This is a genomic window from Streptomyces sp. SID1328, assembly GCF_009865595.1.
Taxonomy (GTDB): domain Bacteria; phylum Actinomycetota; class Actinomycetes; order Streptomycetales; family Streptomycetaceae; genus Streptomyces; species Streptomyces griseoluteus.
The window spans coordinates 1-6,179 of record NZ_WWKH01000688.1 but is presented as its reverse complement, the minus strand read 5'-3'; the positions used below and the strand labels follow the sequence as shown (position 1 = coordinate 6,179).

Genomic DNA, 6,179 nt, shown 5'->3' with positions numbered 1-6,179 from the left:
CGACCCGGTCGCCAACATCACCGCCGCCGCCAACTACGCCGCCCACCGCTACGGCTCCATCGACAACGTCAACTCCGCGTACTGAGCCACCCGGCGTTCGTCACCCGTCCGGATCGAGTTCCGCGTACAGCAGCTCCCCGCCCTCGGGCGTGCCCTGGTCGCCGGGAACCTCGTAGCTGGCCGTCCCGCCGAAGGTGGCCCAGGCCCCGGCCGGGACGAAGGTAACGGTTACTGTCACGGTCACCGCCCAGTCTCCGGCGCCCCTGGTTCCCGGAGTCACCGGGTCGCACTCGCCGAAGCGGGCACCCACGGCGAGCACGGGCAGGTCGTCATCGGAGTCTTTGTCGTCGGCCTTCCGGTTCAGAGCGTTGTGCATGGGGCGTGGGCGGCTCGGGTTCCGCCTGAGGCGCTTCCAACGGGAAGTGGATGGGGCTGAGCAGGTATTGCGCTCGTTCGGGGCTCGGCTGGTGGGCAAGTTTCGGAGCGATGGCCGCGCGCAGTTCGCCGATCGGTTCCTCCAGTTCCGCCGGGCTGAGCCAGAGCGCATGCTGCCGACAACCCACCCGATCGGCCGCAGGATCAGCTGTGTCGCGGTCGAGCGGGCGCGGGTAGACAGCCTGCCATGCCCGGTCCGATGAAGGTCTAGAGCAGGATGCGGAGGTCGAGCACGGGACCGGTGGTTTCGACCGGGGTCGCGTCCAGCTTCTCGAGAAGGTGGAGCATCGACTTGTTGCTCGCCGCCACCGTGGCGGCCAGTGCGTGGTGCCCCTCGCGGCGGGCAACGACAGCCGCATGTTCGGCCAGCGCGGTGCCAAGCCCCCTGGCCTGCCATGCGTCCTCGACCAGGATTGCCAGTTCCCCCACCCCTTGCTGATCGGTGCGCATGACGTTCGTCATGGCGATGATGTACTCCGTGCGCTCGGCTGGAGTGGTCACCAGCGTGGTGCCGCGCTCCGGATCGGACAACTGACGCCATTCGGCGGGGGAGATCCCCGTCTTGCCCGCGTGGTACCGCAGGGCTCGACTGCCCAGCGAGCAGCGGCGGTGCAGTTCCTGCACTGGCACCAGGTCGACGGGGACCGCCTTCCGGCTTCGGGTGGCGGTTCCATCGATCAGCATGATCGAGTGCGCGTCCTCTCGGCGGTCGGCGTCGGGCATCGATGTTCTCCTCGCATTGCGATCGTGACTGCTGTGCCGCAGGCTCCGGGTCCGGAACACGGCCTTGCTGTCGCAGCAGTCTTTTGCGGGCTCCGGGCCGACTCAAGAGGACTTCGCGTCACATTAATGGCGTTCCGCTTACGTGCAACCACGGAGAGGCGCGAAGATCGGACGGAGTTGAACCCGTTGTCGGCGCCGATGCTGCGTTCTGCTCCCGGCATCGATCCAGGATTTACACGGAGGGCCAAGGGGCCCTCGCCCCTGGACAGGCCGATGAACGTCCGTACTTTGCGTATGCGATCCACTTCCTGCTCCGCCGGCCTGGCCCACGCCGATGCGCTGCGCCGCCTGACGGCGACCGGCGGCGTCGATCCGACCAGCCCCTTCTCCGGGGAGCGCGGCGGCCGGCGCTCCGGCAAGGGCTCGCAGGGCCCGACGTACGACCAGCTCTACAACGAGGCCAGGCAGCGCGGCATCCACGGCCGCTCCGACATGAACAAGGAGCAGCTCCAGCGCGCGCTGGACAAGAAGAAGTGAGCCGAGGCCGGCTCAGCCGGCGCTCTGCCGGTACCGCGTCAGCTCGGGCGCCGTCTTCGTGGCGGTGAACTCGGTCACGCGGTACTCGCACACCCCGGCCGTGACGAACGGGTCCTCGGCGACGACCGCCTCGATCCGCGCCCGGCTGTCCGCGACGGCCAGGATCACCCCGCCGTCGCGGGGGTTCTTGCGGCCGGAGGCGAGGAACAGCCCCTTGTCGTACTGCTCGTCCAGCCAGGCCACATGAGCGGTCAGGACGGCGTCGACGGCGTCGAGCGGGGCGGTGTACGTCAGCTCCAGTACGAACATGATCGCGAGCCTACCCCGGCGCCCCGTATCGTCGGGGTCACCATGATCACCGTACAGGTTCCCGCCGACTGGCCCGCCACCGAGGAGGAGGCCCGTGCCGTCCAGGACGCGTTGCGCGGCCGTGTCGTCCGCGACGAGCCCGGCCCGCCGCCCGGCACCGGTCATGTCACCGGTGTGGACGTGGCCTACGACGACGCCCGCGACCTGGTCGCCGCGGCGGCCGTGGTCCTGGACGCGGCCACCCTCACCGTCGTCGCCGAGGCGACCGCCGTCGGCCGGGTCGCCTTCCCCTACGTCCCCGGCCTGCTCGCCTTCCGTGAGCTGCCGGCCGTACGGGCGGCCCTGGACGCGCTGCCCTGCCCGCCCGGCCTCGTCGTCTGCGACGGTTACGGCCTCGCCCACCCCCGGCGCTTCGGTCTCGCCAGTCACCTCGGCGTCCTGACCGGCCTGCCCACCATCGGCGTCGCCAAGAACCCTTTCACCTTCACCCACCCGGCCCTCGCCCCGACGCGGGGGAGCACCGCCCCGCTGCTCGCGGAGGAGGCCGAGGAGGTGGGCGCCGCCCTGCGCACCCGCAGCGCGGTCAAGCCGGTGTACGTCTCCGTGGGGCACCGGGTGTCACTGGAGAACGCCCTCGCCCACACCCTCGCCCTGACCCCGCAGTACCGCCTCCCGGAGACGACCCGCCGGGCGGACGCGCTGTGCAGGCGGGCGCTGCGGGAGAGCACGGACTCTCAGTCCGCCGGCCTGATCAGCGGCGCATCGCGGGAAAGCTCGCGGAAACCGAGTCCGTAGTACAGCCCGCGTGCCCTGGGGTGGCCCGGCGCGCCGAGGCAGACGACCGTCGCGTGGGTGGCTCCGGCCGCTCGGGCCAGACGCATGCCGTGGAGCATCATGGCCCGGGCCAGGCCGAGGCGGCGGTAGGCGGGGTGGGTGCCCACCGGTTCGAACTCGACGGTCTTGTTGATGGGGTCGAGCCACATGATCGTGGAGGCGGCCATGGTGCCGTCCGGGGCCTCCACCAGGACATGCAGGTCGGCGCGGTAGGCCGCTGTCCGCCGGACGCCCTCGTAGCTCCGGGCCGTGTAGGTCGAGGGGGACCAGGCGTCCACGTGGGCCCGGACCGCGGCCCGGGGGCCCGCCTCCTCGGCGTTTCGGAAGCGGAAGCCGGGTGGCAGGACCGGGTGCTCCACGTCGGTGAGGTCCCGCCCGTTGAGCTGGGTCCAGTCGCCGGTGTCGCCGAGGGCCTGTGCGTCCGGCTCGTAGCCGTGCGCCGCCCAGCGGGTCAGGGCGTACTCGTCGGCGGTGGTCGGCAGCGCGGTGCGCTTAAGACCGGCCGCCACCGCGTCGTACCAGTCGATCACCTCGTCGACCAGCTCGGCGTGGTCCGGATGGACCTGGTGGCTCAGCGAGGCGCCGGTGACCTCGGTGACCGATCCGTCGTCACGCCGGACCCGGCGGGGGAGGAAGGCCCAGCCCCACGCCACCAACTCGTCACCGGCGAACCACAGGTGGCGCCGCCAGCCGGCGCCCTGGGCGGCATGGTCCTTGCCGTAGATCCAGGCCAGCTCGCCGTACGAGGCGCCCGCGCTGATCAGGTCGGGGCGGAGGGCGGTGACGCGCTGCGCCAGTCCCTGCATGAGCGGGATGTCCGAGGCTGCCACGAGTGCGGAGTCCGTCATGGGGCGCCACTGTGCCAGGCTCCGCACCGCCGCCGAACCGTTTTTTCCGCTCAGACGCTCCGCTCGGCCACCACCCGGAATCCGATTCCCGCCGCCCGCAGCCGTTCCAGCAGCGCGTCGCCCATCGCGGTCGCCGGGGTGAGCTGGCCGGAGCGGTCGGGGAGCTCGTCCGTCGCCAGGCACAGCGCCGCCTCCGCGAACATCTTCGCCGTCTCCCCGTAGCCCGGATCGCCGCCCGTGACCTCGGTGAACACCCGCCGCCCGCCGCCCTCGCCGACGAAGCGGACACGGAACCAGCTCCGGGCGCGCTTCTCCGCGTCGGGGCCCTCGCCCGGCTGGAGCCGGCCGGAGAGCCAGGAGCGGACCGGGGCGAGCTGGGCCGCCACCGCGAGGACACCCACGCCCGCGAGCCCCGCCGCCGCGACCGGGAGGTGCTCGACCGCCGCGTAGTGGCGGTAGCGGAAGTCGGGGCCGTAACGCTCCAGGGACTTGGCGGAGCGGCGCACGATCTGCGGGTCGATGGTGGGCAGCGGCAGCGCCCAGGCGCTGACCTCCCCGGCGAACCGGGGCGCGCCCGTGGGGGCCGAGACCCGGCGGTCCATCAGGCGCGGCTCGTGCCGGGCCCGGTCGCGGGCCGCCGCCCACATGCTTCCGGCGCGCGCGAACTGGTTCAGGGCCGAGGCGAGCGTGCCCCCGGAGAAGGTGGCGTTCGCCGTGACGAACCCGTCCACCCGCAGCGGCACCCCCTCGGGAAGCCGCCGCACCGTGAAATAGGCGCCCAGGTCGTGCGGTACGGAGTCGAAACCGCAGGCGTGCACCAGCCGGGCGCCGGTCTCGCGGGCGCGGGCGTCGTGGCGGATGAACATCAGGTCCACGAACTCGGGCTCGCCGGTGAGGTCGAGGTAGTCCGTGCCGCTGTCGGCGCAGGCGGCGACCAGTTCCTCGCCGTAGGTGATGTACGGGCCGACGGTCGAGGCCACCACGCGGGCCTGCTCCGCGAGCGCCCGCAGGGTGGCGGGCTCGCTCACGTCGGCGTGGATCACTCCGATGGCCGAGCCGCCGGGCAGCCGCTCCCGCAGCGCCTCCAGCCTGCCCGCGTCCCGGCCCGCGACGGCCCAGCGCAGGTCCCTGGGAGCGTGGGCGGCGAGATATTCCGCCGTCAGCGTGCCGACGAAGCCGGTGGCGCCGAAGAGCACGATGTCGTAGGGACGGTCCGTCGTTTTCAGCCTGCTCATGACACTCCTTGCCGTGCAGCCCGCGCGACTGTCGGGGGCCGAGGCTAGCGTGAACGCTGCGGGGCCCGGCAGGGGCCCCGTGCGGTGGGCCCGGGGAATCGGGGCGCACCGGGGCACTTCGCTAAGCGCCCGCTCGTTCGGGTCTTGTGCCGGGTGCACGGTGTTCCTAGCATCACCGGTGTTACATCGTTTGTGTCATACGCGCTTGGGGGCATGACGGCATGACGACGGCAACGACGCCGGGACAGGGCCCGCTCAGCGGGGTGCGGGTGGTCGAGCTGGCCGGTATCGGCCCCGGCCCCTTCGCCGCGATGCTCCTGGCCGACCTCGGCGCCGACGTGGTCCGGGTGGACCGGCCCGACGGCCCCGGCCTCGGCATCGACCCCGCGCGCGATGTCACCAACCGCAACAAGCGCTCCGTCGTCGTCGACCTCAAGGCCCCGGACGGCGCAGCGCGCGTGCTCGACCTCGCCGAGCGCGCCGACGTCCTGATCGAGGGCTACCGCCCCGGCGTCGCCGAGCGCCTCGGCGTCGGCCCGGCCGACTGCCACGCCCGCAACCCCAGCCTGGTCTACGGCCGGATGACCGGCTGGGGCCAGGACGGCCCGCTCGCCGACCGTGCCGGGCACGACGCCTCCTACATCGCCGTCACCGGCACCCTCGGCCTGATCGGCCGCCCCGGCGAACCCCCGGCCCTGCCCGCCAACCTGCTCGGGGACTACGCGGGCGGCTCCCTCTACCTCGTCGTCGGCGTCCTCGCGGCCCTGCACCACGCCCGCGCCACCGGCACCGGCCAGGTGGTGGACGCCGCCATCGTGGACGGCACCGCCCACCTCTCCGCCATGATCCACGGCATGCTCGCCGCCGGCGCCTGGCAGGACCGCCGCGCCGCCAACCTGCTGGACGGCGGCTGCCCCTACTACGGCACCTACGAGACCGCCGACGGGCGGTACATGGCGGTCGGCGCCCTGGAACCCCGGTTCTACGCCGAGTTCCTCCGCCTCCTCGACCTCGACGGCCTGGCCGGCGCCCACCACGACCCGGCCCGCTGGCCCGAGCTGCGCGAGCGGGTGGCCGCCCGCTTCAAGTCCGGTACGCGCGCCGAGTGGACCTCCCGCTTCGAGGGCACCGACGCCTGCGTGGCCCCCGTCCTCAGCCTGCGCGAGGCTCCGCACCATCCCCACCTGGCCGCCCGCGCCACCTTCACCGAGCACGACGGGCTGGTCCAGCCCGCCCCCGCCCCACGCTTCTCCGCCAC

The 6,179-nt window shown here is 72.9% G+C and carries 7 protein-coding genes and 1 pseudogene; 3 read left to right on the top strand and 5 right to left on the bottom strand.

The window, feature by feature from the left end:
- Window positions 1-100 precede the first annotated feature (100 nt).
- Together GT030_RS21980 and GT030_RS21975 are read right to left on the bottom strand one after the other, a co-directional pair.
- Window positions 101-376 (bottom strand): hypothetical protein, encoded by a 276-nt coding sequence (locus GT030_RS21980; RefSeq protein ID WP_161202484.1) that lies wholly within the window; start codon window positions 374-376, stop codon window positions 101-103.
- Between the two features lie 266 nt (window positions 377-642).
- Window positions 643-1,158, bottom strand: coding sequence for a GNAT family N-acetyltransferase (locus GT030_RS21975; RefSeq protein ID WP_161202562.1), 516 nt, complete (start codon window positions 1,156-1,158; stop codon window positions 643-645).
- A 387-nt stretch (window positions 1,159-1,545) separates the two neighbouring features.
- On the opposite strand from GT030_RS21975, the pseudogene GT030_RS21970 reads away from it, so the two are divergent.
- Window positions 1,546-1,695, top strand: a pseudogene (locus tag GT030_RS21970) (plasmid stabilization protein); the annotation flags it as partial.
- 12 nt (window positions 1,696-1,707) lie between these two features.
- Here GT030_RS21970 and GT030_RS21965 read toward each other — a convergent pair.
- Window positions 1,708-2,004: a YciI family protein gene (locus tag GT030_RS21965; protein WP_161201175.1), complete on the bottom strand. Its 297-nt coding sequence runs from the start codon at window positions 2,002-2,004 to the stop codon at window positions 1,708-1,710.
- A 42-nt stretch (window positions 2,005-2,046) separates the two neighbouring features.
- On the opposite strand from GT030_RS21965, the gene GT030_RS21960 reads away from it, so the two are divergent.
- Entirely contained in the window at window positions 2,047-2,799 is a 753-nt protein-coding gene (locus GT030_RS21960) for an endonuclease V (protein WP_161201176.1), read from the top strand.
- Here the strand turns inward: GT030_RS21960 and GT030_RS21955 are convergent.
- A complete protein-coding gene (locus GT030_RS21955) occupies window positions 2,739-3,686 on the bottom strand; it encodes a GNAT family N-acetyltransferase (RefSeq protein WP_161201177.1) in 948 nt (315 codons plus the stop codon). The two genes, GT030_RS21960 and GT030_RS21955, sit on opposite strands and share 61 nt — an antisense overlap.
- Window positions 3,687-3,736: 50 nt before the next feature.
- Window positions 3,737-4,921 carry a saccharopine dehydrogenase NADP-binding domain-containing protein gene (locus GT030_RS21950; RefSeq protein WP_161201178.1) on the bottom strand — a complete coding sequence of 395 codons (1,185 nt, stop codon included), beginning with the start codon at window positions 4,919-4,921 and terminating at the stop codon, window positions 3,737-3,739.
- A 221-nt stretch (window positions 4,922-5,142) separates the two neighbouring features.
- Between GT030_RS21950 and GT030_RS21945 the strand changes: the two genes are divergently transcribed.
- Window positions 5,143-6,179 (top strand): CaiB/BaiF CoA-transferase family protein (locus tag GT030_RS21945; RefSeq protein ID WP_161201179.1); only part of this gene is annotated, 1,037 nt, incomplete at its 3' end.